Origin of the sequence: Neisseria sp. P0006.S004 (assembly GCF_051963015.1) — a bacterium.
GTDB lineage: Bacteria > Pseudomonadota > Gammaproteobacteria > Burkholderiales > Neisseriaceae > Neisseria.
Genome location: NZ_JBQCUS010000003.1, coordinates 328,140 through 353,118, shown reverse-complemented (window position 1 = coordinate 353,118; position 24,979 = coordinate 328,140). Strand labels below are relative to the sequence as shown.

The following is a 24,979-nucleotide window of genomic DNA, read 5'->3' as shown; positions in this document are numbered from 1 at the left end:
GTGTGGAATAAGTAAAAGTGCAGTAAATTAAATCAGATTATTATTAGTTTGTCAGTTATTAGATAGTTTGCCGGTCGGTTAAATCATTGGATTTGAGCGAACCGAAAAACTGCCATTGCAGCGCGGGGGCTTTTCCTTTCCAAACGCAGGCAAGTGCCATCGTATCCGCCAAAATCGCGCTTGTGCCGTACCAATCGGTTTGCTTTCCAGCTCGTAAACCGACGGATTGCCCTGAATCGAAAACATAGCCGACCGATTTCATATCTGACGGAAAATCCAAATTCGCCGCTTTAATCAATGCTTCTTTGAAACACCACAATCGGTAAAACGTTTCAGACGGCCAGTTTGCCGTTTCCAAAAAGTCTTGTTCTTCCTGCGTGCATACTAAAGCCGACAGCGCTTTGAAATCGCGCGGTCGGATAAATTCGATATCGACACCGGCTGTTAAGGACTGAGGCGCACACAATAAAGCGGCAAAGCCTTGGCTGTGGCTCAGCGATACAGTCGGTAAATCGGTTTGCTGTTTTAATGCGCGGCTGACTTGCCAGTCTTGACGCTGCGCCAGTTGCGGCGTGGCGGCCAAACGTTGGGAATCGGCTGCGTCTAGAGACGCATGGTTGTAGCAGGCGGCAAAAGAGGGATCGGCCAGCAGGCAGTGAAGGGGTGTCATATCCATAAAATAGAAAAATGCCAAACTTCATATTGAAGTCCGGCATTTTTGACATTGCTTAGTGGAAGCTGCCTTTCAAAACCACACGGCTGTTGAATGTAGCGATGTGGCATTCGTACTCGTTACCGCCTTTGGTTACTTTGTCAAAGTAGCTAACCAGATGAACGGATTTGGCTTTTTTACGATGCGCAGTGCTTTGGAAGCGTTTAACCGCGCTCAGGAATGCGCGTTGGCAGGTTTCATCAGGGGTTTTGCCGACTGAGTTGGAGATTTGACGGGAAGTCAAAGTCGCTCCGGATGTGCTGCCGTAGTGAACGCGGATGCTAGGATCCAAAGCGGATTTGGCTTCGGCAGAGTTCAAAGCTACATCGACTTTACACATATAAATGTCGTTTTGACCTTTGCCATTGACTTTATGGCCTTCACCCATGCTGCGGCAGGCAGAACCGGCGGCAGTTGTTTTTTGAGTAGAAGTTTGAGAGGAGGAAGTAGATGGTTGGGAATTGCCGGGTTGTGAGCACGCGGCAAGCATCAGGGCGGATACGGCAACCAAAGCAGAAAAACGTAACATACGAACTCCTTTGTAATAAGGGGTGTGAAAAAAGGTTTACAGAAAACAAAATCATTTTAACATATATGAAAGAAGTATAAAAATAGGATGATGTAAAAAATATTATATTTTTATTTAAATGATTTCATGGTGTTAAGAAAGTTTGGGGCGGTCATGCTTGACGAAGGAGGGCAGAAAGCGTATATTGCGGTCTTCCTTAGGAGTAATGGCTGAGAGGCTGAAGGCACTTCCCTGCTAAGGAAGCATGTGGGGTCAACCTGCATCGAGGGTTCGAATCCCTCTTACTCCGCCAAATATGAAAGACACCGTTTTATACGGTGTCTTTTTTATTATCCGAGATTGCTTGGAATCTAAGGCCGTCTGAAAGTGTGAAATGAACGATTTGATTATCCTAAACAAGCCTTATGGCGTGATTTGCCAGTTTTCTGAACATGAAAAACATCAGTGCCTTAAGGATTTTGTCGAGAAACCGGGATTTTATCCGGCCGGCCGTTTGGATACGGATAGCGAGGGTTTGCTGCTGCTGACCAATAATGGCAGTTTGCAGGCGCAGATTGCTGACCCGAAATTTAAGCAGGTTAAAACTTATTGGGCGCAGGTGGAGGGCTCTCCAGATGAAGCCAAATTGGATTTATTGCGCCGTGGCGTAGATTTGGGCGATTTTGTCACCCGTCCGGCCGAGGTTAGGGTATTGGAAGAGGGCGAAGCGGATATTTTATGGTCGCGCGTGCCGCCGATTCGCGTGCGTAAGTCTGTGCCTGATTTTTGGGTGGAAATCAAAATTTTGGAAGGGAAAAACCGCCAAGTGCGAAGGATGACGGCGAAAGCAGGCTTTCCATGTTTGCGCTTGGTCCGTGTGGCAATAGGCCGTCTGAATCTGTTTGATTTGAATTTGGAATTGGGACAATGGCAGTTTGCGCCGCATCGTCCTTAAATAGGATGAATAAAGGCCGTCTGAAATTTCAGACGGCCTTTTGTTATGGAAAAATCAATGGTGTGAATGACCGATTTGGAAGGTCATTGTGGTGTAGTTCGCCTGTTTTTGACACACGCTTTGATCAGGGAAATCAGCTTTGTGTTCTACGCTGGCTTTCCAAAAACCTTGGCGCAATGGAATGATGCTGACTTCGCCTTTGTCATCGGTAGTATCTGAGAAAGCTTGGGCTTCGGTTTTATGGGTTTTGCTGCGGTCGCTGGTGTCGAAGCCGTCAAATGTGGCGGTAACGGTGGCGTTAGGCAGCGGCTCGCCATTGAAGAGGACGCGGACTTTGAAGCGTTCGCCGACGTGGACGTTGGCTGGATTGTCCAAAGGAACGATTTCCAAATGTTGGCCGACTTGCTTGGTAATGATGGCGGTATCTGCGCTTTCGTGGCCGACATTGACGATGTTTTTGCCGAACATACGGGTTTGTTCGCAGTAGCTTGCATCAGGCATTTCTTTGATGCTTGCCTGCTTCCAACCCGTGCTGTTTTTTGACCAGAAAGTCGGTTGGTATTCTGCAGTTACCAAGTAGCTGCCGTCTTTGACCGGCAGTTTGCTGCGGTATTGGTAATTGTATGTGCCTTTTTGAATCATGTTTTCTTTGCCTTTTTCAGTCACCAGTTGCATGGGTTTGCTGAAAATGTGCAGGCGGTCTTTGGCGATGGGTTCAAGCTCCGGGAATTCACCATAGCCCAATTCGGCTTCAAGGTATTCGCCGCCATGTGTGTGGGCGGTTTCAACCCAAACGCGATGGGCGTGTGCGGCAGTGCTGAACAGGAAGGCGGATGCGATAAGCAAAGCGGTTTTTTTCATGATTTCTCTCCGATTTTCGATGTGTAGAAAAGATAGAACAAAGTCGTTCGTTATAATATAACAAAATTATTTAAATTTAAAGAGAGGCCGTCTGAAAACTTTCAGACGGCCTTTTAGATGATTGTTTTTTGAATCAGATTATCGAAACGGTTTAGTCCCCGTCACGACAAACGTCAATCGCTTCCTGCAAACTGCTGACGCCGTAGATTTTCAGGTTTGGAAACTCTTTGGCATGGCGCGGCATATTGGCTTTGGGGACGATGGCGCGTTTGAAGCCGAGTTTTTCCGCTTCTTTGAGCCGCTCTTGCCCGCGTGCGACAGGGCGGACTTCGCCGCTTAAGCCGATTTCGCCGAATACGACGGTTTTTTCAGGCATGGGTCGGTTGCGGAAGCTGGAGAGCATGGCGAGGATAACAGCAAGGTCGGCGGCAGGTTCGCCGATTTTGACGCCGCCGACGGCGTTGAGGAACACGTCTTGGTCGAAGCAGGCAATGCCGCCGTGGCGGTTGAGGACGGCGAGCAACATGGAGAGGCGGTTTTGTTCAAGGCCGACGGTGAGTCGTTTGGGGGTAAAACCGTGTGCATCATCGACCAGTGCCTGAATTTCGACCAAAAGCGGGCGGCTGCCTTCCTGTGTGACCAAAACACATGAACCTGGGGTGTCGTCACGGTAGCTTGCAAGGAAGATAGCGGACGGGTTGGATACGCCTTTCAAACCGTTTTCGGTCATGGCGAATACGCCCAATTCGTTTGCTGCGCCGAAACGGTTTTTGATGGCGCGTATCATACGGTAGTTGGAATGCTGGTCGCCCTCGAAATACAGTACGGTATCGACCATGTGTTCCAGAACGCGCGGACCGGCAATCGCTCCGTCTTTGGTAACGTGTCCGACCAGTATCATGGCGATGCCCATCTGTTTCGCCATGCGCGTCAGCTGGGCGGCGCACTCGCGTACCTGCGACACGGAGCCGGGGGCGGAAGTGATTTGGTCGGAATACATGGTTTGGATGGAGTCGATAACCACGACTTCGGGCTGATGCTGTTTCAACGCCGCTTGAATCGCTTCCATGCGGATTTCGGCAAGCAGGTTCACGCCTTCGGTAGGCAGTTCCAAACGTTGCGCGCGCAGGGCGACCTGCTGGGCAGATTCTTCGCCGGAAACGTACAGCACTTTGCGGCTTTGCGCCATTTTGGCGATGGTTTGCAACAGTAATGTGGATTTGCCGATGCCGGGGTCGCCGCCGAGCAGGATGACCGCTCCATCAACCAGGCCGCCGCCCAATACGCGGTCGAGTTCGCCCATGCCTGTCGGATTACGCGGCACTTCGGTGGCGGTAACGGCGGAGAGGGATTGGACGGTCGAGGTATCCGCCGCCCAAGATTGGAAGCGGGCGTTTTTCGGTTCGGGTGCGGCCAGGCTTTCCTGAAGCGTGTTCCACTCGCCGCAATGCGGGCATTTACCCTGCCATTTCGGGGAAGTGCCGCCGCATTCGGAACATTGGTAAATGGTTTTGGGGGCTTTTGCCATGATGTTTTCCCTGTGGAATATTTGATGTGTGAAAAGGTCGTCTGAAAACAATCATATCGTTTTCAGACGACCTTTTTTATTGAGAAATAACAGGTTTATTTTTTACTGTCTTTATCTGCATCTTTTTTCGGTGCAGGTTTTTTCGCTGCCAAGCCCAAAGATTTTTGCCATTCGGCTGGATTTTTCACCAAGTCCAAGGCTTTGCGGAGCTGATCGTCTTTGGCCGGATTTGGAATGCGGCGGCTGGAGATGTCTTCGTCTTTGTCTTTTTTGGACTTGTCTTTATCGGCTTTGGTTTCTGTGTTGGCAGGCGTTTCAGTGCTGCTGTTGACGTCTTGGCCGCCCAACGGATTGCCGATATGGCCGACTAAATCGGCTTCGCGGCTTTCAAAGGCGCGGTCTTTGTCTTTGACTTCAACGTCAGGAACAATGCCTTGCGCCTGAATCGAGCGGTCGTTTGGCGTGTAGTAAAGGGCGGTGGTCAGTTTGACTGCGCTGCCGCCGGAAAGCGGAATCAGGGTTTGCACGGAGCCTTTACCGAAACTTTGTGTTCCGACGACGACGGCGCGTTTGTGGTCTTGCAATGCGCCGGCAACGATTTCGGAAGCGGAGGCCGAGCCTGCGTTAATCAGGACGGTCATAGGAATGGTTTTCAGCTCGGCAGGCAATCCGGCCAACGGGTCTTTGCCGCTGGTGGTGATGTAGTCTTCGGCTGTTGCTTTGAGAACCATGCCTTCTTTTTTGTTGCGGCCTTTGGTGCTGACAACGGTTACGTCAGGTTGCAGGAAGGCTGCGGATACGCCGACTGCGCCGTTGAGCAGGCCGCCCGGGTCGTCGCGCAAGTCGAGAATGATGCCTTTGAGCGGACCTTTGTTTTCTTTGACGAGGGCTTGTGCGGCTTCGTTGAGTGCGGCAACAGTGCGCTCTTGGAATTGGGAGACGCGGATGTAGCCGTAGTCTTTTTCAAGCAGGTGATGGCGTACGCTTTTGACTTTGATGATGGCGCGGGTCAGGTTGACGACGATGGGTTTGTCGGCATTTTTGCGCGAAAGGGTTAGGGTGATTTTGGTACCCGGTTTGCCGCGCATTTTTTTGACGGCTTCGCTGACGGTCAGGCCGCGCGTAGAGGTATTGTCGATTTTGACGATGAAGTCGCCGCTTTTCACGCCGGCGCGTTCTGCCGGAGTGTCTTCAATCGGGGCAACGACTTTGACGAACCCGTCTTCTTGTCCGATTTCCATGCCCAAGCCGCCGAATTCGCCGCTGGTGGACTCTTTCATTTCGGCATAGCCTTTTTTGTCCATATACTCGGAATGCGGATCGAGATCGGACACCATGCCTTTCATTGCGCCTTCAAAGAGCTCGGCATCGGGTTTGTCTTGGTAATAGTTGGCTTTGATTTGGCCGTACACTTCTGCCATGGTGCGGATGGTTTGCACGGGAAGGGCCTCGTTGTCTTTTTTGTCTTTTTCGGCGGCAAAACTTTGTACACTCAGACTGAGGGCGATGCCGCTAAATGCGCCGAGAGTGTAGATTGCAACTTTTTTCAAAGTGGATTTTGTTGACATTCGTTTGACTTTCTTTTTGTGTACGGTAAGCAAAGTGGTTTTTGTTTTCTCTGAACCCGTTGACTTTATGTGATTTAAACGCTTGGAACAATAAGTTTAAGGTAAAAGTTTGTTGTTTAATGTGCTGAACAGGCGTGAAAATCGTGTTTTATTGTAGTTTATGATGAAATTCAGACGGCCTGAAGGGGAAAATTCACTCAGGCCGTCTGAAACATCAGTTAATCCAGGAAAGCGGATTCATGACTTGTCCGTTGTAGCGGACTTCAAGGTAAAGGCCTGTTTCGCCCGACGGCAAAGTGCCGCTGGTGCCAATTTTACTGCCGGCATTGACGGCGTAGTTTTGGGCGATGTCGATTTCGTTCAGGCCGGAGTAAATGCTGACATAGCCGTCGCCGTGGTCGAGGACGACTACTTTGCCGTAGCCTTCAAGTTCGCCGGCAAAAGTAACCGTGCCTGAGGCAATGCTGCTGACAGGAGCAGGAACGGTATTGTAGAACACGCCTTTCCAAACTTCGCCATCGCCGCGGTCTTGACCAAACAGGCCTGCCAATGTGCCGTTGACCGGTTTTTTCAGACGGCCTTGCATACGGCTGAAGCTGTTGGCGTTGCTGACGGTTAATCCTTGGGTGTTCGGGGCTTGCAGTTTCATGTCTTCGTCAGTCAGCGTGGACATGGCGGCGCGTTCGGCTTCGGCTTTTTGTTGGGCGGCAGCCTGCTCTTTGCGGGCTTTTTCGGCGGCGGCCAAACGGGCTTCTGCGGCTTTTTTACGTGCTTCGGCTTCGGCTTTGCGTTGCTCGGCTTTGCGTTTTTCCAAATCTTTCAAGAGATTGTTGAGGCGCTGCTCGTTTTCTCTGTGGTTGATTTTCTTTTGCGCTTCCTTGGCCATTTGCGCGTTTTGACGGCGGCTTTCGGCTTGTTCGGCGGTATTGGTTACGCCTTGTTGACGCAATGAAGCCTGAATATTGGCTTGCAGTTTTTTCAGGTAGGCCAATTCATTGTTGATTTTTTGCTCTTGCGCTGCCAGCTCTTTCTGTTGTTTTTCCAAGTCTCTCATGACTTGGTCGTTGGCGTTGTTGATATAACGCGTGTAACGCAGGAAGCGGTTTTTTTGACCGGCATCGGCGTTTTTCAGGAAGAGGGCAACCGCGTTGGGCTGGCTGTTTTTATAGTTGCCGGACACAAAGCGCGAAATTTGGGCGCGCGTGTTGGAAACTTCTGCTTTCAACTGGTTGGCATCGGCATTGAGTTTTTGGAATTTTTCCCAAGCGTCGCGTTGTTTGCGGTTGATGCCGGAGAGGTTGTTGCGTGTTTGTTGCAGCTGTTTGAGCGTGGCATTAACATGGATAATGAAACCCTCGTTGCGTTTGGCAAAGGATTTCTTGCTTTCCATTTCGTTGGCAGCGGCAGCCACGGCTGCTTTGAAATCGTTGTCGGCTGAAGAGACGGCTTTAGGCTCAGCTTTAGTGTCGTCTTTTTTGTTTTGCTCTTTGGCTTTGGTGTCTTTTTTAGCGTCAACAGCTTTTTTGGCAGGCTCTTTGGCTTCTTTAGCGTCGGCCTTTTTGTCTTCGGCTGCTTTTTTTACTGGCTCTTTGGTTTTTTTGTCGTCTTTTTTATCCTCGGCTACTTTTTTAGCAGGTTCTTTGGCTTTGGTTTCCTTAGGTTCTGCTTTTTTTACGGGTTCTTTGGCTTTGCTGTCTTTTTTATCTTCAGCAGTTTTTTTGTCTTGTTCTTTGGCTTTTCCGGATTTTGCGGCTGCGGCTTTTTTGTCTTTTGCTGTTTCTTTAGGCTCTTCGGCTTTACGGTTGGCCTTTTTATTGTCGGCCGAGGCCTCGGCAGCTTTAGCCGGTTTGTTTTTGGCTGAAGCGCGTTCGTTTTTGTTGGCGGTTTCCTTTTCTTTGGAGGCTTTGGCTTTAACCGCTTTTTTGTCTTCCTCTTTTTCTTTTACTGCTTGTTTTTTTGAGGTTTCTTTTTTGATATCTGCCTTAGTGGCTTCTTTCTCTTTTTTCACGGGCGCAGCTTTTTTGACGGTGGCCGCTTTTTCTTTCGGCGCGTCTTTGGCAGCATAGGTTGGCAGGGAGAAACTGAGCAACAGGGCGAGAATGAGGGGTTTGTAACGCATGGTTCGATCTTGCTATCAAAGTAGGAACAATAGGACGGATTATACTGTCTGTCTGGCCGTCTGAAAATAATATCGGGTTGCAATATGGACGAACGGTCTTATATAGTAACGATAGAGTAGGCGGACGGGATTTAAGTCTGCCTGGAAACTGACAGTCTGCATCGATGGGATATTATGAAAAAATATTTATTAGTAGTGTTGGGTGCCATGGTTTTGGCGGCTTGCGGTGACAATACCGACAAAATCGGACGCGCCAGTACGGTGTTTCATATGCTGGGTAAAAATGACCGTATTGAAGTGGAAGGTTTTGACGATCCTGATGTGCAGGGGGTTGCCTGCTATATTTCGTACGCGAAAAAAGGCGGTTTGAAAGAAACGGTCAATCTGGAAGAAGATGCCAGCGACGCATCCGTTTCCTGTGTACAAAGTGCGGAAGTCATCCGTTATAACGAGGCTGCAGTTTTGAAACCGGGACAAGTGTTCAAACGCAGCGCCAGCATAGCATTTAAGAGCCAGCAGATTATCCGCTACTACGACCCGAAACGTAAATCTTTCGCTTATTTGGTGTACAGCGATAAAATCGTTCAAGGTTCGCCGAAAAACTCTTTGAGCGCGGTATCGTGTTTTGCCCATGCGAAAACCGATACGCCGGTACCGGCAGGCGGCGCGGTTTACGGTGCATGCGTGGTGGACGCGCCGGTTAACGACGGACAAAAATAATAAAATCAGCTTATAGATTAAAAGAATATGAATTTAGCCAACCATTTCCTGATTGCCATGCCTCATATGGACGATCCGTTTTTTACGGATACGGTCATTTATGTGTGCGAACACGATGAAGAAGGTGCGCTGGGCATCATCATCAACAAGCCTTCGCCGATTACCATGGACATGATTTTCGCCGCCGCCGACCGCAATATCCCGTTGCGCCTGCAACATGAAAACGTGATGATGGGCGGGCCGGTTCAGATTGAGCGCGGCTATGTCGTGCATACGCCGATCGGCCGCTGGCAAAACAGCATGGTGGTAACCGATAACGTCGCGCTGACTTCTTCGCGCGATGTAATTGAAAACTTGTCTAAAGAAGGTGTGGTGGACAAGGCTTTGATCAGTATTGGTTATTCAAAATGGGGCAAAGGGCAGTTGGAGCGCGAGCTGGCAGAAAATGTTTGGCTGACCGTCCCTGCGGACGAGCATATTCTTTTTGATGTGCCTTATGAACTTCGTTATGCCGCCGCTTTTGAAAAATTGGGCGTCAATCCGAACGCCTTGGTTTCAGGAGTCGGCCATGCCTGATGCACCAAAAGGTACGGTTTTGGCCTTTGATTTCGGTGAGGCGCGTATCGGCGTGGCGCAGGGCGATGCCGAGTTGGGCATGACCCATCCGCTGGCGACGGTAACCGGCAACAGCAATGATGAAAAATTCGAAGCCATTGCCAAGCTGGTCAAAGAATGGCAACCCAAGTATTTTGTGGTCGGCCTGCCGACGCATACCGACGGTACGGAGCATGAGCTGACCCGTTTGAGCCGTAAGTTTGGCCGCCGTTTGCACGGACGTTTTAATTTGCCGGTTTATTGGGTTGACGAAAGGATGTCTTCCTTATACGCGGAAAGCCTACTTGCGGAAGCCCAAGTATTTGGCCGAAAACAAAAATCCGTGCTTGACCAAGTAGCGGCGCAGGCGATTTTGCAATGGTTTTTTGAAGGTGGCGCGGCCGAGTATTTCAATGGCCGCGAAGAATAGCATTATTGATTATTAGGCCGTCTGAAACTGGGTTTCAGACGGCCTTTGTTTTGTTACGGCTTTGGGATAAAAGAAGTTTAGTTTGGTTAAGCCTGATTTTTTCAGTGCAAATTTTGCTACACTCCGTTTTCTTTTTTTAGACACAAATACAAGGAAAAAGTCATGGCACTCATGGACAATCTTTTGAATGCGGCTACTCAAATGTTGGGTGGCAACAGCGAAAACGGCGCACAAGGTTCTCTGACCGATATGGCGATGGATTTGGTGAAACAGCAAGGCGGCGTGGGCAACCTGATCAACCAACTGCAACAAGGCGGTTTGGGCGATGCCCTGAGCAGCTGGGTTTCCAACCAATCCAGCAACCTGCCTGTGTCCGGCGCCGACCTGCAAAATGCTTTGGGCAGCGATACGGTAAACCAAATCGCGCAAAAATTCGGTGTGGATGCCGGTCAAGTAGGCGATTTGTTAGCAAAAGTATTGCCTGACTTGGTCGATAAAGCCACACCTAACGGCACGGCTCAAGATGCGGATGGCTTCGGCTTGGACGACATTGCTTCTATGCTGCTGAAAAACTTTATGAAATAATGAGTTGAATCATTTGATAAGGCCGTCTGAATCCGTTCGGACGGCCTTATAACTTTTGGTTTACGGTAAATAACCAATAAGTCTTTTTCTGATAGAGACGGATGGCTTATGATGGTCGCTTCATTTCACCAGATAAGAAGGTTATACACATGTCCCGCTTGACCATACACACAGTCGAAACCGCTCCTGAAGCCGCCAAACCACGCATTGAAGCCGTATTGAAAAACAACGGCTTTATTCCTAACCTGATCGGCGTTTTGGCCAATGCGCCTGAAGCTTTGGCGTTTTATCAAGAAGTTGGCAAGCTGAATGCGGCCAACAGCCTGACTGACGGCGAAGTCGAAGTTGTCCAAATTATCGCTGCCCGTACCAACGAATGCGGTTTCTGCGTTGCCGGCCACACCAAACTGGCTACCCTGAAAAAACTGTTGTCCGAACAATCCATCAAAGCCGCACGCGCGTTGGCTGCGGGTGAGTTTGACGATGCCAAACTGAGTGCTTTGGCGACATTCACCCAAGCCGTTATGGCGAAAAAAGGCGCGGTATCCGACGACGAGCTGAAAGCTTTCTTTGATGCAGGCTACAACCAACAGCAAGCCGTTGAAGTCGTCATGGGCGTTGCTTTGGCAACCTTGTGCAACTACGTCAACAACCTTGCCAAAACCGAGATCAACCCTGAATTGCAGGCATTTGCCTAATCCCATCAAAGGCCGTCTGAAAATTCAGACGGCCTTTTAGCAAAAAGCAAGGGATATCCTTGTTGCAAAGAATAATTCATGAGTAGAGCCATCTACGCTTCAAACCTTATTCAGAGGAAAAAATCATGACACGCGAAGCTTTACTGAACAATGTTGCCGCACTCGTTAAAAGCAAGCTGAAACCATTGGTGGACGACATCGACCGCAAAGGCCTGTACCCGAAAGAATTTATGCTGGAATTGGGCAAAATCGGCGGTTTTGCCGCGACCGGTACGGTTGAAGAAGGCGGTAACGGTTTGGGTTTGGCAACGCAAATCGCCGTATTGCGCGAAATCGGTAAAGAATGCGGCGCGACTTCGTTCAGCGCATGGTGTCAGGCGGCTTGCGCGTGGTATCTGCATCAATCCCCCAACCAAGCGGTTAAAGACAAATATTTGGCCGATATTCTGCAGGGCAAAGTTTTGGCCGGTACGGGTATGTCCAATACTGTCAAACACCTTGCCGGTATCGAAAAACACAATCTGCAAGCCGAACGTGTCGAAGGCGGCTACAAAATCAACGGCGCTTTGCCTTGGGTATCCAATATCGGCGAAGACCATATTTGGGCGAATACCGCCCAAATCAGCGACAGCTATGTGATGTTTATCACCGGCGGTCAATGGGAAGGCGTTACCTTGCAAGATTGCCCTGAGTTCTGCGGTTTGGAAGGCACACGCACTTACAGCCTGAATTTTAAAGACGTGTTTATTCCGGATGAAGATGTGATTGCTACGCCTGAGCAGTTCCAGTCTTATATCCCGACCATTAAAGCCGGTTTCATCTTGCTGCAAATGGGTATCGGCGCCGGTGTGATTGACGGAGCGCTCGGCATTATCCGCATGGCCAATGTAGTGAATGCGGAAGTGAACGCTTACCTAGACCACAGTTACGATGATTTGAAAGCCGCATTGGACGGCGCATGGGCGGAAACTGAACGCCTTGCCGATGATGCGTGGAACAACAAACCTGACACGCTGGCAACCTTGAAACTGCGTGAAGCGGCTGCTGTGTTGGCACTGAACGCCACTCAATCTGCCGCATTGCATGCAGGCGCGAAAGGCTATCTGATGCGCAGTCCGGCGCAACGCCGCGTTCGCGAGGCCATGTTTGTCGCCATCGTAACACCGGCCATCAAACACCTGCGTAAAGAAATCGCCGCTTTGGAAGCAGCTCAATAAATTCAAAATATCAACAATAAAACACGCAAAAGGCCGTCTGAAAATACGGTTTCAGACGGCCTTTTAAAATAGAAGGAACACAAAATGGCTCAATATATGTGCGGCCCTTGCGGCTGGATTTACGATGAAGATGTCGGCGACCCCGAACACGGTCTGCCAGCAGGTACCAAGTTCGAAGACATCCCCGACGACTGGAAATGCCCTGAATGCGGCGTAGGCAAAGAAGATTTCTACCTTCTGGACTTTACCATATAAATTATCCGATTATTTAATAAAAAGGCCGTCTGAAATTTCAGACGGCCTTTGTTTTATCGGCGGTATAAAGCAACTATGGTTTCAGCCGCTTTAACGCAGCTGTCCACATCGGCAACCAAAGCGATGCGGACGTAGCCTTCTCCCGGATTACCTTGTTCGGTATCGCGGGCGAGGAAGCGGCCGGGCAACACTTGGATAGCGGCTTTCTGCCACAGGTTGCGCGTAAATGCCAAGTCGTCGCCATCGGGAACTTTCAGCCAAATGTAGAACGACGCGTCAGGCAGTTTGACATCGAATGCCTGTTGCAAAATGGGGATAACGCGGTCGAATTTTTCTTGGTAGAGGCGGCGGTTGTCAATAACGTGTTCTTCATCGTTCCAAGCGGCAATGCTGGCGCGTTGGACGGGAATACTCATCGCGCTGCCGTGGTAGGTGCGGTAGAGCAGGAAGTTTTTGAGCAACTCGGCATCGCCTGCGACAAAGCCGGAACGCAAACCGGGGACATTGGAGCGTTTGGACAGGCTGGTGAACATAATAATGTTGCGCGTGCCGCGTCCTAATTGCGCCGCAGCCTGCAGGCCGCCGATTGGTTTGTTGTCGTCAAAATAGATTTCGGAATAGCATTCGTCAGAGGCAATAACGAAGCCGTATTTGTCTTGTAAATCAAAAATTTCTTTCCAATCTTCTAATTGCAGGACGCTGCCGCTCGGGTTGTTGGGCGAGCAGACAATTAGGACTTTGGTGCGCTGCCATACGTCTTCGGACAGGCTGCTCCAATCGGGATTGAAGCTGGGCGCAGGACAGTTGGCAAAATGGATTTCGCCGCCGCCCAAAATAGTCGCGCCTTCGTAAATTTGATAGAACGGATTGGGGCTGATAACGACCGGTTTGGGGCCGTCTGAAGCCGGATTTAAAATGGTTTGGATAAAAGAGAACAACGCTTCCCGGCTGCCCAATACGGGCAGGATTTCATTGTCGGGATTGAGGCTCAAACCATCATAACGGCGGGCAACCCATTCGGCGCAGGCTTGGCGCAGTTCGGGCAGGCCTGCGGTCAGCGGATATTTTTCCAGTTCATGCAGGGAGGCGGTCAGCGCGTCGGTGATGACTTTGGGTGTCGGGTGTTTCGGCTCGCCGATTTGCAGATGAATGGGCGTTACGTCTTCGGGTGCATCAATGCCTTGCATGGCTTCACGCAGGCGGGCGAAAGGATAGGGTTTGAGATGGTTTAATAATGGGTTCATGATGTTTCTGCCGATAAATTAAGGCAATAATCTTAGCATTTTTTAGATGGATTGGGACAAAAAGGCCGTCTGAAAACAGGGTTTAAATGTTTTCAGACGGCCTTTTGAATGCAGCCAAAACGGTCCCGTCATCACCAACTATTACAGCAACGTCTGCTACGGCCAGCACAGCGACCGCACCTTTTTCACCAATTCGGAAGGCATCATCATCGATTATCACTGGGCACTCAGCAATTCATGGTGTGTGAATTGTAATAATCATGTTTTGGGACGCCCGCCCCGATAAGGCCGTCTGAAAGCGCGAGCTTTAACGAAGTTGGAACACAAAAGCAGCCTGCACTTGGGCTTTCCCAAATGTGCAGGTTGCTTTTCACGCTTTCAGGCTGCTTATCCCCGCCCACCCATCTTCTCACGATACCACGCCAGCTTCCGCTCCAAAAACGCCCAATGAGCGTCCAATTCCTGCCGTTTGCGTTTCAAAGCTGCCTGATGTTCCTGCAAAATCCGGTAACGTTCGGGGACGGTTTCATCGCCCAAATGCCGCAGCCGCGCGTATTCCTTGATTTGCGCCAGCGGCACGCCCATGTCTTTCAGCCGAAGGATGAAACCCACCCATTCCAAATCGCGCGCACCGTATTCGCGGTAGCCGTTGGCGTTTCGTTCGGGGCGCAGCAGCCCTTCCTGCTCGTAGTAGCGCAGCGTGGCGGCGGACAAACCCGTTTGCGCGGTAAATTCCTTGGTCTGCATCAAATCTCCTTGCTATAAAGTGCGCTTGATAGTTTAACCTGTCCGCGCAATTTTGCAAATTTGAGTATGGAGACGAAAAATGTTGAATCATCAGGATTTAATGGCACGCGGCTCAGCGAAGCTGAACGAAATCGACGGCGAGCAGGGCGACAAGGTGAAGCAGGCGTTGGCGGATATTTCGCCCGATTTGGGCAAATACATCATTGGTTTCGCGTTTGGCGAGATTTACCAGCGCCCGCAGCTTGATGTGCGGCAGCGCGAGCTGGTAACGCTGGCGGCTCTGGCGGCGCAGGGCGGCTGTGAAAACCAGTTGCGCGTGCATATCCACGCTTCGCTGAACGTGGGGCTGACGCGCGATGAAATTGTGGAGGCGTTTATCCAATGTATCCCGTATTTGGGTTTTCCAAAGGTGCTGAATGCGGTGTTTGTAGCGAAGGAGGTGTTTGCGGCGGCGGAGTGATGCAGGCTGCCTGAAACCTAAAAAGGCTACCTGAAAGCGTAGCTTCAACGAAGTTAAAACGGAGTTTCTGCGAAACGAAAAGCAGCCTGCACATCCACAAAACAAATTGATGCGTTTATTTGGCAGGGACGACGGGCAGGGAACCGTTCAAGAGATAATGAATGGTTTCTTGAACCGTACGGATGGCATTGCCAAACGGCAACGGGTCTTTACCGCGGAAAAACAGGCCTTTATCGACTTCGCCGCGGAATGCGGCGGAAAGTTGGATGTCGATACAGAATTGACCGGCTTTGGCCAAACCGTCGCGCAAACCGCAGCTGGTCAGGCAGTTCAGGCCTTGTGTGCAACGGCGCGGATCGTTTTTGGCATTGGCTTGCAATTTGGCCTCGCGTTTGATGTAGTTGTCGAGGAATTTGGTGCGCACGCCGCGTGCAGGCAAACCGGCAACAGACATGAATTCAACCACTTTTTCAGTTTCCGCACCGGCCAGCGTTTTCTTGAAGTTGATGTGGGCATCACCTTCTTCGGTAACGGCAAACGCGGTACCGATTTGGACGGCGGACGCGCCCCAGTTTTTCAAGGCTGTTTTGACTTTTTCAAAGTTTGCCATGCCGCCGGCGAGTACCAACGGGATTTTTTCGCTTTCCAAGCCCAAGTTTTTGAATACTTCAAACGTTTCTTCAATAACGCGTTTGAACTCGAATTTGGCATCGTTCACGCCGTCAACGGTTGCCGCGCCCAAGTGGCCGGCTGCGTGGGCAGGGTGTTCGATAACGATGGCATCGGGCAAAATGCCTTTTTTCATCCAACGTTTCAAAACGATGTTGATACCGCGTGACTCGGACAAGATAGGGAAAAGGGCGACATCTTTGTGGTAACCCTCGGTCATTTCCGGCAAGTCCAAAGGCAAGCCTGCGCCCATCACAATCGCGTCAGCACCGGATTCGCAGGCCTGACGGACGTAGGCGGCATGGTCTTTAACCGCTTTCATGACGTTGACGGCAATCATGCCTTTGCCTTCTGAATCGGCTTTGGCTTTTTTGATTTCGCGGTCAAGCGCGATGCAATTGAGGTGGGTGTATTTTTCTTCGCTGGAATCGATTTTTGATTCGGCCAGCAAATCTTCGTGCAAGTGGCGCAAATCGACGCTGGCGATGGTGCCTACGCCGTTTTCGCGCGCAACAGCGCTGGAGAGTTTTGATGCGGAAACGCCTACACCCATACCGCCTTGTACGACGGGAATCAGTGATTTACCACGGATAATCAATGGGTCAAAGTTGTTTTGCATGGATGCTCCTTCATAGATTCTGGATGGTGCCGTCTGAAATCTTATGAAATAGATTGGATAACGGGCTGATGTGTATATAAATAAGTGTGTTTTTCGCCGCCGTTTTTCAGACGGCATGAGGCGTGTTTTTAAAATTTTAGGAATTATACTCTAAGTTAATGTAAAAATTAGAGTATTAATACAGTTTTTTTGAAGGAAAAATTGAAAAGTCTTGTTAATAAAGGAATAAATTTTATGATGGATTGGATTGAGGAGGAGAAATTGCAAACAAAATCTACAAAGAAAAAGGCCGTCTGAAATTTCAGACGGCCTTAAGTATGGGAATCAGACAGATGTCGGATTACATTTGTTTTTTAGCGGCATCAATGGCGCGTTGGTCTGGGTTGATCAAGATTTCAACGCGGCGGTTTTGTGCGCGGCCTTCAACAGTAGCGTTGGAGGCGATTGGTTGGCGGGAGCCGTAACCGAAAGTGCTCAAACGGGTGCTGCTTACGCCACGGGATTGCAGGAAGGTGGCAACAGATTCGGCGCGGTTGCGAGACAATGGTTCGTTGATGGCGTCGTTACCGGTGTTGTCGGTGTGGCCGTTGATGGTCAAAGTCGTGTCAGGATATTGAACCAAAGTTTGTGCAGCGGCAGACAAGGCGCTTTGAGCATGGCCGCTCAGGGCAGCGCTGCCGGTAGCGAAGGTTACGTTTTCAGGCATAACCAGTTTGATTTGGTTGCCTTGACGTTCAACTTCGATGTTGGTGTTGGCCAGGCTTTGACGCAGTTTTTTCTCTTGGTAGTCCATGTAACCGCCGATACCCGCACCTACTGCACCGCAAGCCAATGCGGAGTTGCGCGCGCCTTTACCGCCATGGGTCAGCGCACCAACGATGCCGCAAACAGCCGCACCGCCCAAACCGTACATAGCGGTTTTGCTGGCGGATTGTTGGCCGGTAACAGGATCAGTTACACAGCCGGTGAGTGCCAAAGGAATTGCAGTAGCAATAACGGTCAGGGGTTTCAAGAATTTCATGTCGTATCCTCTTTTTAGATGACGGCCCGGGCCGTCTGAAAAAATGAATAAAAACCGCGTGGGTCATTACGGATTTATGATACCCAATATCCGAAACGCAAAAGAATGGGTTTAACCCGATATTACGAAAATATTTGCCAGTTAACATAATTCTGAAGCATTTCTGCATTTCTCCGACAGTTTGGTCATTTTGCCGCGAAATAATAAGCAAAGTTTTTTACAGTTTCTTCCGTTTTTTCTGCTTGCGGCGATACCAGCTGACAAATGCCCATTTCAATCTGACCTTGACATCGTATCCCACCGAGCCTGCGCCCAGTATGAACAAAACGGCGGAAACGGGCAGGGCGAAATGATGGCCGACCAGATGATAACCCCATGCGCCAACCACGCCGCCCAGCAAAAACGACAGCATCAAGCCGCTTAAAAGCCACATTTTCGGTTTGTTAACGCGGACGTGCGGCAGGCGCGGATGATGCTGTTTTGAGTAATAAAGCGCGCGTGAAATTTCAATGCCTAAGTCGGTCGCCGTGCCGGTCATGTGGGTGGAGCGGATGGCGCCGCCGGAAAGAAGCGTGATAACCGTATTGTGCATGCCCATAATAAAACACAATAAAAACAATGCCAAAGACGGCATAATAAAATCAGAGCCGCCAAAATCCCATTCCATCGCGGCAATACCGAACCAACCGAATATCAACAGATAAACTGCTTCCAGCCACATGGAAAACCCAAAGCTGCCACGGAAACGCATCTGCTGCGTCCATAAAATCACCCAACCCGAATGCGCGGCACCGGCAACAAAACACAACACGCTGATTGTGGCAATAATGGCCACACTCCACTCTTGAAGATACAAAACATCTGCCAACAGCGACATTGAGCCGGTAACGTGGGAGGTATAACGTGAGAACGCGAAGAAGCCGCCGGCATTAATCGCGCCGGCAAGAAAGGCCATGATGTAGCCCAGCCGTCTGAAACGGGCATCGGAAATATTGTGTTCGTGTAGATACGGGCGATCCGCCTGCCAAAACGGCGGCGTGTGTTGCCTGTGGTGGCGCAATCGGTAGGAGTGGGGCGGTTTGTCAGCGTTCATTGAGTGGGTTTGTAGTTAAACATTCATACAGAGTGTATTTTATATGCAACTGCCTGCTGCCAAAAACAAATAATATAAAGTGTCCCCAAGTTGCCACACTTGCCCATTACACAATGAGGGCGTACATTAATAGCCATACATGAGTATAAGGAAACATCCAATGAATCCTATCCGTCTGACCTTATTGTTTGGCGCCGTTGCATTGCTGGCCGCCTGCGCCACCACGCCCGAGCAAAAAGCCGCACGCGCCCAAGCGCAGAAACGCTATGAACAGGATCTTCAAGTACATCTTGCCGCCCAATGCGATCAGGAAACTGCCACGCTGATCCGCCGCAAATTTGACGAAGAAGGTAAACCTGGTGCCGCAACTGCGGAACAAAAAGCTTTCCGCCTCAAATATATCGACAAAGTTTCCGATCCGATGTTCCAAGCCTGCTACAAAATGGCATGGCAAAACTATATTTCCCAAGAACAGCTGCGCGAAGCCCGCTACTATCGCTATTACGACGATTGGGGTTATCCGTTTGGCCGTTATCCTTGGTGGTGGTAAGGTATTAACAAACTTTAGGGCCGTCTGAAAGCATATATTTAAAGAATTTTAGACATTAGATAGAAAAGGATTGTTTTAAGATTTAGATGTTGTTTGAATAATTAATTGCAACTGTTATAATATTGATCTTGAACATTTCTACTTGCAAGAGATGTTTATGAATATATTTTAATTATTTCTTTTTTTAATTATTTTATTAAATAGAAAGGGTATCTTAAATGAGTCAGGAAAACGACAAGTATCAGGTATTACCTGATAGTAAAAAAATTCTTAAAAATGCCAGTTTAATAGATATTATCTTATCAATTATTATACCAATATTTGGATTAATTATTGGAATTTATGCTCTTATTAAAGGGGAAAAAAAGAGAGGTTTTACATTGTTAGGAATTTTTGCATTGTGCTGTGTAATACAGTTCATTGTGATTTATAGTTAATTCGAATAAAAGTTGGTACTATAGGTTTTAGGCGGCCTAAGGTTTATTGAAACAGCAATAACGTTTACAATAGCCGCCTATTCAAACACAATACCCACCACCCATGAACATCTGGCTTGGACAGCGACACGCGCCCAAATTTCCGCAAGGAGCCGCCGTAACCATCGGCAACTTCGACGGCGTACACCTCGGGCACAAACACATTCTACAAAAACTCAAACGAGAGGCAGACCAACGCGGTCTGCCTGTTGTCGTTGTTGTTTTTGAGCCTCAGCCCAAAGAATTTTTTGCGCGCAAAGCCGGGAAAAAGCTGCCTTACCGTATCAGTCCGCTGCGTACCAAATTGCGCCTTTTGCGTGAAACCGGCTGTGTGGATGCCGTTTGGGTCTTGCGTTTTAACCAAGCTTTCTCCGATATGAGCGCACAAGCGTTTATCGACCAACTTTTGCGCCAAACGCTCAATACGCGGTATCTGCTGATTGGCGACGATTTCCGTTTTGGTGCCGGCCGTGAAGGCTGTTTTGAACTCTTGGCACAACAGCCCGATATGCAAACCGAACGCACGCCGTCCGTTATCGTTGAAGACATCCGCACCAGCAGTACCGCCGTCCGCCAAGCCCTTTCAGACGGTAAGTTGGAATACGCCAAAAGACTGTTGGGCCATGATTACGTTTTAAGCGGAAAGGTCAAACATGGACAAAAACTTGGCCGCACCATCAACGCGCCTACCGCCAATGTCCAGCTTCCCCCGTATCATTATGCGCTAAGCGGCGTATTTGTCGTTGAAGCAGACGGCACATTCGGCACGCGCCGAGGCGTTGCCAGCTTTGGTTTTAACCCCACTGTCAGCAACAACCGCTCGCAAAAGCTGGAAGTCCATCTGTTTGATTTCAACGGCGATTTGTACGGCCAGCGTATCTTCGTCCGCTTCCTGCACAAACTGCGTGACGAGAAAAAATTTGAGAGTATCGAAGCATTGAAAACCCAAATTTTGCAAGATATGGAAGATGCGAGGGTTTGGGAAGCATAGAAACGCTTCTAGAAGCTTATAAAATCAAGACAATTGGGCTACAATAAGTCCTTTGAATTTTTTCAGACGGCCTGTTCTTTTCAAAATGAGCAATCAGGCCATCTGAAACCGAAATACCGCAACAATAGAGATCAAAAAATGACCGATTACAGTAAAACCGTAAACCTGCTCGAGAGCCCGTTTCCAATGCGCGGCAATCTTGCCAAGCGCGAGCCTGCATGGCTGAAAAGCTGGTACGAGCAAAAACGCTACCAAAAACTGCGCGAAATCGCCAAAGGCCGTCCGAAATTTATTCTGCACGACGGTCCTCCGTATGCCAACGGCGACATCCACATCGGTCATGCCGTCAATAAAATTCTCAAAGACATCATTATCCGCAGCAAAACCCAAGCCGGTTTTGATGCGCCTTATGTACCGGGTTGGGACTGCCACGGTTTGCCTATCGAAGTGATGGTAGAAAAACTGCACGGTAAAGACATGCCTAAAGCCCGTTTCCGCGAATTGTGCCGCGAATACGCTGCCGAACAGATTGCCCGTCAGAAAAAAGATTTTATCCGCTTGGGTGTGTTGGGCGACTGGGACAATCCTTACCTGACCATGGATTTCAAAACCGAAGCCGATACCGTGCGTATGCTCGGCGAAATCTACAAATCCGGCTATCTCTACCGCGGCGCGAAACCGGTTCAATTCTGCTTGGACTGCGGCTCTTCCTTGGCTGAAGCCGAAGTGGAATATAAAGACAAAGTATCGCCTGCGATTGACGTTGCCTATCCGTTTAAAGACACTGCCGCGCTTGCCGCCGCATTCGGTTTGGCAAGTATTGAAGGCAAAGCGTTTGCCGTTATCTGGACAACTACGCCTTGGACTTTGCCTGCGAGCCAAGCTGTTTCAGCTGGTGCAGACGTGGTGTATCAACTGATTGATACACCTAAAGGCAAATTGGTGTTGGCCAAAGATTTGGCAGAAGACGCGCTCAAACGTTACGGTTTTTCAGACGGCATTGCTATTCTTGCCGAAACCACCGGCGACAGGCTGGAAAACCTGCACATGAATCATCCGTTCCTCGAACGCGATATTCCCATGCTCAACGGCGACCATGTGACCACCGATGCCGGTACCGGCTTGGTGCATACTGCGCCTGCGCATGGTCTGGAAGACTACGCTGTCTGCAATAAATACGGCATTGAGCTTTACAACCCTGTAAATGCCGAAGGCAAATACATCAGCGAAACACCTCGTGTTGCTGGTATGCGAGTTTGGGAAGCCAATCCCGTTATCCTGCAATGGTTGGAAGAAACCGGCAACCTCTTGGCAAGCAGCAAAATCGAGCATAGCTACGCCCACTGTTGGCGCCACAAAACCCCGCTGATTTACCGCGCGACAGGTCAATGGTTTGTCGGTATGGACAAAGCAGGTGCAGATGGTAAAACCCTGCGCGACAAAGCCATCAAAGCCGTTGATGACACCGAATTCTTCCCATCATGGGGTCGTGCGCGTTTAGAAGCCATGATTGAAGGCCGTCCTGACTGGGTGGTTTCACGCCAACGCTATTGGGGCACGCCGATGACTTTCTTTGTTCACAAAGAGACCGGTGAATTGCATCCGAACTCTGCCGAGTTGTTGGAAAAAGTTGCCCAAAAAATCGAAGGAAAAGGTATCGAAGCGTGGTTCTCTCTTGATAAGAGCGAACTCTTGAGCGCGGAAGATTGTGAAAATTACGACAAACTTTCCGACACGATGGACGTATGGTTCGACTCCGGCTCGACCCATTATTCCGTCTTGAAACAACGCGAAGAATTGGAATGGCCGGCTGACTTGTACCTCGAAGGCAGCGACCAACACCGCGGCTGGTTCCAATCCTCCATGTTGACCGGTTGCGCCTCATCAATGGGTCGTGCACCATACAAACAGCTGTTGACCCACGGTTTTGTGGTTGACCAAAACGGCCGCAAAATGTCGAAATCCATCGGCAACGTCGTCGCACCGCAAGAAGTCTATAACGAGTTCGGCGCCGACATCCTGCGCCTGTGGGCGGCATCTACTGATTACAGCGGCGAATTGGCGATTTCCAAAGAAATCCTCAAACGTGTAACTGAAAGCTATCGTCGTATCCGCAATACCCTGAGCTTCCTGTTTGCCAACCTCAGCGACTTCAATCCTATTGAAGATGCCGTGCAACAGGCAGACATGGTGGAAATCGACCGCTACGCCTTGGTATTGGCGCGTCAGCTGCAAGAGCGTCTGGCGGGCGACTTCTATCCGCGCTACGCCTTCCACTTTGCTGTAAAAGACATTGTTTCTTTCTGCTCGGAAGACTTGGGCGCGTTCTACCTCGACATCCTGAAAGACCGCCTCTACACCACCAAAGCAGACAGCCATGCACGCCGCAGCGCGCAAACTGCCCTGTATCACATCACACGTAGTTTGGTTCTGCTGATTGCTCCGATTTTGTGCTTCACCGGCGAGGAAGCATGGGACATTATCGGCGGCGGCGAAGAAGACAGCGTCCTCTTCCACACATGGCATGAGTTTCCATCTATCAATGAAAAAGCCGAAGCCGAATTGGTGAAAAAATGGACGGCAATCCGCGAAGCACGCGAAGCGGTAACTGCTGCCATCGAGCCTTTGCGTACGGATAAAACCGTCGGTTCTTCATTGCAAGCCGAAACCGAAATTACGGCTCCGGAAGAAATTGCCGACTATCTGAACACTTTGGGCGAAGAATTGCGTTTTGCTTTGCTGGTGTCTAAAGCTGAAGTGAAAGTAGGTAATGAGCTTGCTGTAACCGCTAAAGCCAGTGATGGTGAAAAATGCGAACGCTGCTGGCACTATACCCACGATGTGGGTGCAGTTGCAGGCCATGAAACCATCTGTAAACGTTGTGCCGACAACGTTGATGGCAAAGGCGAAGACAGACATTACGCTTAATTGTTTGGTCTAAATAAAGGCTGTCTGAAAACTTTGGTAATAGGTTTTCAGACGGCCTTTGTTTATTGAATCTGTTTCGTATAGCGAATAGATTTTGAAGGGTAATTGGGATTTGTGATTTAGGTAAAATACAGGATAGGGTTTCAAGTTATTGTGGGGTAGGAGTTTAATTGCAAAAAATGACTCTTACTTCAGAGAAAATTTGTTGAGGATATAGGAATGACGAATAATCATTTGTCTAGAATTGAGATCAATCATTATAATTCTGTATTCGTCAGTCTTTAATAACAATGAGGTATCCTATGCGTCCTAAAGATAAGTTTGACATCAAGGCTTGCAAAAAAATTAAGGACTGCAACGATGAGGAATTAATTGAGATGGGGGAGTGGCTCTCAGGATGGTTGGGAGATGCGAACTTTCCTGTTTTTAGTGAAATTGTCGAAATCTTTGTAGAACGACAAGACACATTACTTCCATTCGTTTCAAATATTTTTTACTCAAATGATAGTATATGCATTTATTGGGTTTTACTTGAACTCTATCCAAAATTATCCTATCAAAACCAAGTAGCCTTAGCCATTGATTTGGAGCATTGTCTTCATAATATTTCGGAAAAATTAACTTTGGATGAAGATGATGAAAACCTTAAAGAAATCTTGGAAAAAGTTTTAAATTAAGGTAGATATATATATTTAATGATTTTGAAATAATGCATTGTCGGAGAAGATGCCTTTCAAAGGGTCTTACTTATCCGTGGAGTATGGACGTATTTTGAATCTTCAAATAGCCTCATATTTACATTTTATCCTTAAACGGACTTTCGTTTTATCCAATATAAAAGGCCGTCTGAAACAAGTTTTCAGACGGCCTTTAGTTATTCTATTGCTTAGTAGAAATTAGCGGGCAGAGCAAGAGGTTTCTACTTTGTTGCCGTATGGGTCAGTGAAGCCGAAGAATGCTTCGCTGCCTTTTTGATGCCATTCAGCGCCTTTGCCGAACAGGCCTTGGTTGGCAACATAGCGTTCGCCTGAACCTGCAACGGCAGAAGACAGGGTGGCAACTTTGTCGTCCAGACGCAGTTCAACTTGGTTGGTGCTCAGGTTGCGGACTTGTACAGACAGGCCGTTTTCGCAGCTGAATGATTGAACACGGCCATGGCTGTGCATGTCATGATGTTGGTGGCCATGTTCGTGTGCATGATTGTGCTCATGACGTTGACCATGGTCATGGCGATGGGCTTCAGGTGCGGCGCAGGCAGCGAGGCTCATGGCGGCGGCAATTGCAAGCAGGGCTTTTACTTTCATTTTTGACTCCTATGGTCAGTGTTGAAGGAAGAATGTAGCGGCATGTTATAAATATCTTTATGGCTTCACAATAGGGATAACCATTATTTACTTTTTCTTCCTGTTTTTGGGAGTATGGCAGGATTTT

Annotated in this window: 26 protein-coding genes and 1 tRNA gene; 15 read left to right on the top strand and 12 right to left on the bottom strand. The window is 49.1% G+C overall.

Annotated features, from left to right (window positions below; translation table 11 throughout):
• Nucleotides 1–58: 58 nt before the first annotated feature.
• Complete coding sequence (locus tag ACTHR2_RS06820; protein ID WP_263337310.1) at nucleotides 59–676, bottom strand: 4'-phosphopantetheinyl transferase family protein; 618 nt, start codon at nucleotides 674–676, stop codon at nucleotides 59–61.
• Between the two features lie 52 nt (nucleotides 677–728).
• The gene (locus tag ACTHR2_RS06815; RefSeq protein WP_263337307.1) at nucleotides 729–1,241 is read right to left on the bottom strand and encodes a hypothetical protein; all 513 of its coding nucleotides are present in this window, start codon (nucleotides 1,239–1,241) and stop codon (nucleotides 729–731) included.
• A gap of 199 nt (nucleotides 1,242–1,440) precedes the next feature.
• On the opposite strand from ACTHR2_RS06815, the gene ACTHR2_RS06810 reads away from it, so the two are divergent.
• Nucleotides 1,441–1,533 (top strand) — tRNA-Ser (locus tag ACTHR2_RS06810).
• An 81-nt stretch (nucleotides 1,534–1,614) separates the two neighbouring features.
• On the top strand, nucleotides 1,615–2,175 hold the full coding sequence (locus tag ACTHR2_RS06805; protein WP_263337304.1) for a pseudouridine synthase: 561 nt from the start codon (nucleotides 1,615–1,617) through the stop codon (nucleotides 2,173–2,175).
• 54 nt (nucleotides 2,176–2,229) lie between these two features.
• Here ACTHR2_RS06805 and ACTHR2_RS06800 read toward each other — a convergent pair whose 3' ends face one another.
• The 4 genes from ACTHR2_RS06800 to ACTHR2_RS06785 all read right to left on the bottom strand — a co-directional run bounded on the left by ACTHR2_RS06800 (nucleotide 2,230) and on the right by ACTHR2_RS06785 (nucleotide 8,251).
• Complete coding sequence (locus ACTHR2_RS06800) at nucleotides 2,230–3,036, bottom strand: DUF4198 domain-containing protein (RefSeq protein WP_440375521.1); 807 nt, start codon at nucleotides 3,034–3,036, stop codon at nucleotides 2,230–2,232.
• 151 nt (nucleotides 3,037–3,187) lie between these two features.
• On the bottom strand, nucleotides 3,188–4,564 hold the full coding sequence (radA, locus tag ACTHR2_RS06795) for a DNA repair protein RadA (protein WP_440375520.1): 1,377 nt from the start codon (nucleotides 4,562–4,564) through the stop codon (nucleotides 3,188–3,190).
• Between the two features lie 95 nt (nucleotides 4,565–4,659).
• Nucleotides 4,660–6,132, bottom strand: coding sequence for a S41 family peptidase (locus ACTHR2_RS06790; RefSeq protein WP_049351441.1), 1,473 nt, complete (start codon nucleotides 6,130–6,132; stop codon nucleotides 4,660–4,662).
• A gap of 214 nt (nucleotides 6,133–6,346) precedes the next feature.
• Entirely contained in the window at nucleotides 6,347–8,251 is a 1,905-nt protein-coding gene (locus tag ACTHR2_RS06785; RefSeq protein ID WP_440375519.1) for a peptidoglycan DD-metalloendopeptidase family protein, read from the bottom strand.
• A 174-nt stretch (nucleotides 8,252–8,425) separates the two neighbouring features.
• Here ACTHR2_RS06785 and ACTHR2_RS06780 point away from each other — a divergent pair, with 174 nt between their 5' ends.
• The 7 genes from ACTHR2_RS06780 to ACTHR2_RS06750 all read left to right on the top strand — a co-directional run bounded on the left by ACTHR2_RS06780 (nucleotide 8,426) and on the right by ACTHR2_RS06750 (nucleotide 12,750).
• Nucleotides 8,426–8,971: a CreA family protein gene (locus ACTHR2_RS06780; RefSeq protein WP_263337292.1), complete on the top strand. Its 546-nt coding sequence runs from the start codon at nucleotides 8,426–8,428 to the stop codon at nucleotides 8,969–8,971.
• A gap of 27 nt (nucleotides 8,972–8,998) precedes the next feature.
• Entirely contained in the window at nucleotides 8,999–9,547 is a 549-nt protein-coding gene (locus tag ACTHR2_RS06775; RefSeq protein WP_263337288.1) for a YqgE/AlgH family protein, read from the top strand.
• Nucleotides 9,540–9,995, top strand: a complete 456-nt coding sequence (ruvX, locus tag ACTHR2_RS06770; RefSeq protein ID WP_263337285.1) for a Holliday junction resolvase RuvX — start codon at nucleotides 9,540–9,542, stop codon at nucleotides 9,993–9,995. Before ACTHR2_RS06775 ends, ruvX begins: the two co-directional genes overlap by 8 nt.
• 162 nt (nucleotides 9,996–10,157) lie before the next feature.
• A complete protein-coding gene (locus tag ACTHR2_RS06765) occupies nucleotides 10,158–10,580 on the top strand; it encodes a YidB family protein (protein WP_263337282.1) in 423 nt (140 codons plus the stop codon).
• Nucleotides 10,581–10,729: 149 nt separating this feature from the next.
• Complete coding sequence (locus ACTHR2_RS06760) at nucleotides 10,730–11,278, top strand: carboxymuconolactone decarboxylase family protein (RefSeq protein WP_039862234.1); 549 nt, start codon at nucleotides 10,730–10,732, stop codon at nucleotides 11,276–11,278.
• A gap of 125 nt (nucleotides 11,279–11,403) precedes the next feature.
• Nucleotides 11,404–12,495: an acyl-CoA dehydrogenase family protein gene (locus ACTHR2_RS06755; RefSeq protein ID WP_263337277.1), complete on the top strand. Its 1,092-nt coding sequence runs from the start codon at nucleotides 11,404–11,406 to the stop codon at nucleotides 12,493–12,495.
• Between the two features lie 84 nt (nucleotides 12,496–12,579).
• A complete protein-coding gene (locus ACTHR2_RS06750) occupies nucleotides 12,580–12,750 on the top strand; it encodes a rubredoxin (RefSeq protein ID WP_003747315.1) in 171 nt (56 codons plus the stop codon).
• A gap of 53 nt (nucleotides 12,751–12,803) precedes the next feature.
• Here the strand turns inward: ACTHR2_RS06750 and dapC are convergent, their stop codons facing one another.
• Both dapC and ACTHR2_RS06740 read right to left on the bottom strand, forming a co-directional pair.
• The gene (gene dapC / locus ACTHR2_RS06745; RefSeq protein ID WP_263337273.1) at nucleotides 12,804–13,994 is read right to left on the bottom strand and encodes a succinyldiaminopimelate transaminase; all 1,191 of its coding nucleotides are present in this window, start codon (nucleotides 13,992–13,994) and stop codon (nucleotides 12,804–12,806) included.
• Between the two features lie 387 nt (nucleotides 13,995–14,381).
• Nucleotides 14,382–14,741: a MerR family transcriptional regulator gene (locus ACTHR2_RS06740; RefSeq protein ID WP_263337271.1), complete on the bottom strand. Its 360-nt coding sequence runs from the start codon at nucleotides 14,739–14,741 to the stop codon at nucleotides 14,382–14,384.
• A 79-nt stretch (nucleotides 14,742–14,820) separates the two neighbouring features.
• Between ACTHR2_RS06740 and ACTHR2_RS06735 the strand changes: the two genes are divergently transcribed.
• Nucleotides 14,821–15,201 (top strand): carboxymuconolactone decarboxylase family protein, encoded by a 381-nt coding sequence (locus ACTHR2_RS06735; RefSeq protein ID WP_440375518.1) that lies wholly within the window; start codon nucleotides 14,821–14,823, stop codon nucleotides 15,199–15,201.
• 115 nt (nucleotides 15,202–15,316) lie between these two features.
• On the opposite strand, the gene ACTHR2_RS06730 is transcribed toward ACTHR2_RS06735, so the two are convergent.
• The 3 genes from ACTHR2_RS06730 to ACTHR2_RS06720 all read right to left on the bottom strand — a co-directional run bounded on the left by ACTHR2_RS06730 (nucleotide 15,317) and on the right by ACTHR2_RS06720 (nucleotide 18,603).
• Complete coding sequence (locus tag ACTHR2_RS06730; protein WP_263337267.1) at nucleotides 15,317–16,489, bottom strand: NAD(P)H-dependent flavin oxidoreductase; 1,173 nt, start codon at nucleotides 16,487–16,489, stop codon at nucleotides 15,317–15,319.
• 340 nt (nucleotides 16,490–16,829) lie between these two features.
• Entirely contained in the window at nucleotides 16,830–17,510 is a 681-nt protein-coding gene (locus tag ACTHR2_RS06725) for an OmpA family protein (protein WP_004520099.1), read from the bottom strand.
• Between the two features lie 217 nt (nucleotides 17,511–17,727).
• Complete coding sequence (locus ACTHR2_RS06720; protein ID WP_263337264.1) at nucleotides 17,728–18,603, bottom strand: YoaK family protein; 876 nt, start codon at nucleotides 18,601–18,603, stop codon at nucleotides 17,728–17,730.
• Between the two features lie 160 nt (nucleotides 18,604–18,763).
• Here ACTHR2_RS06720 and ACTHR2_RS06715 point away from each other — a divergent pair, with 160 nt between their 5' ends.
• The 5 genes from ACTHR2_RS06715 (at nucleotide 18,764) to ACTHR2_RS06695 (ending at nucleotide 24,225) form a co-directional block, all read left to right on the top strand.
• Nucleotides 18,764–19,153, top strand: a complete 390-nt coding sequence (locus ACTHR2_RS06715) for a hypothetical protein (RefSeq protein ID WP_263337262.1) — start codon at nucleotides 18,764–18,766, stop codon at nucleotides 19,151–19,153.
• A gap of 218 nt (nucleotides 19,154–19,371) precedes the next feature.
• Nucleotides 19,372–19,590 carry a hypothetical protein gene (locus ACTHR2_RS06710; protein ID WP_263337261.1) on the top strand — a complete coding sequence of 73 codons (219 nt, stop codon included), beginning with the start codon at nucleotides 19,372–19,374 and terminating at the stop codon, nucleotides 19,588–19,590.
• A 103-nt stretch (nucleotides 19,591–19,693) separates the two neighbouring features.
• Nucleotides 19,694–20,620, top strand: coding sequence for a bifunctional riboflavin kinase/FAD synthetase (gene ribF, locus ACTHR2_RS06705; RefSeq protein WP_070461603.1), 927 nt, complete (start codon nucleotides 19,694–19,696; stop codon nucleotides 20,618–20,620).
• A 138-nt stretch (nucleotides 20,621–20,758) separates the two neighbouring features.
• On the top strand, nucleotides 20,759–23,548 hold the full coding sequence (gene ileS / locus ACTHR2_RS06700) for an isoleucine--tRNA ligase (protein ID WP_440375517.1): 2,790 nt from the start codon (nucleotides 20,759–20,761) through the stop codon (nucleotides 23,546–23,548).
• A gap of 302 nt (nucleotides 23,549–23,850) precedes the next feature.
• Nucleotides 23,851–24,225: a DUF5071 domain-containing protein gene (locus tag ACTHR2_RS06695; RefSeq protein WP_263337255.1), complete on the top strand. Its 375-nt coding sequence runs from the start codon at nucleotides 23,851–23,853 to the stop codon at nucleotides 24,223–24,225.
• A 219-nt stretch (nucleotides 24,226–24,444) separates the two neighbouring features.
• On the opposite strand, the gene ACTHR2_RS06690 is transcribed toward ACTHR2_RS06695, so the two are convergent.
• A complete protein-coding gene (locus ACTHR2_RS06690) occupies nucleotides 24,445–24,852 on the bottom strand; it encodes an MliC family protein (RefSeq protein ID WP_063075394.1) in 408 nt (135 codons plus the stop codon).
• Between the last annotated feature and the right edge of the window lie 127 nt (nucleotides 24,853–24,979).